General features: G+C 28.0%; 1 protein-coding gene. It reads right to left on the bottom strand.

Annotation, left to right across the window (positions count from 1 at the left end; all coding sequences use genetic code 11):
- Positions 1-468: 468 nt before the first annotated feature.
- On the bottom strand, positions 469-573 hold the full coding sequence (gene psbM / locus QQK25_RS24785) for a photosystem II reaction center protein PsbM (protein WP_498027252.1): 105 nt from the start codon (positions 571-573) through the stop codon (positions 469-471).
- Positions 574-804: the final 231 nt, after the last annotated feature.

Genomic DNA, 804 nt, shown 5'->3' on the forward strand with positions numbered 1-804 from the left:
TACTCCTTCGAAATGATCAAAAAAGGATTTATCGGTTTCGTATATATGTATTATATATACTTCTTGGATAAGCCCATACTAGTCTTATTACATTGATTCTTTCAATGGATCCCGCAGGATATGATCCATCTAGGAAATTATGAAAAAAGAAAAACCTAGTAGTTAGTAATTATAACTTTAAGATTTCAAAGTAAATTTAAAAGTAAAAACCAACACTCAATTATATGGGATTGTTGGGAATCATTACAAATCAAAATACAATATTTCTTTATCCATTTATAGTTAAGTTCGAAAATAATAGATAGTATGGTAAGAAAGTAAGATATTAAACTTTCTTTCTAACCATACTCTGAGATCTAAGATACGATTGATTTATAGTCCCTTCATTTCATTTGATACCTGGAATTTGAATCCCTTTTATTTACTTAAAAACATTTACAAGAACTAAGAAGTCAAGCTTGACTCAAATTAATTTTTTTGACTTACTGTTTTTACGTAAATAATAAGTAAAAAAGCGGTGGGAACTAGAATGAACAGTGCAGTAGCAATAAATGCAAGAATATTAACTTCCATAATATATATTATTTTTTTGACTTCACAATAATTAGGGATTTAATCCCATAAAGACGATCAAACTTGGCCTGTAAATTCATTGGGATTGATTGCATCCCTCTGATATTGAATCAGATCATTATCATGAATAATAAGATAATGATTATCAAATATCATGAGGAATGAAATAGTCTAACATAGGAATCTCTTTTATCCATATAAAATCCAAAAAAGAACCTCGTGTCTCATTGT

It is taken from the genome of Zoogloea oryzae (assembly GCF_030161255.1).
Lineage (GTDB): Bacteria > Pseudomonadota > Gammaproteobacteria > Burkholderiales > Rhodocyclaceae > Zoogloea > Zoogloea oryzae.

Excerpts from the sequence above, each read along its gene's own strand:
- psbM (WP_498027252.1), bottom strand. The coding sequence starts at position 573 with ATGGAAGTTAATATTCTTGCATTTATTGCTACTGCACTGTTCATTCTA.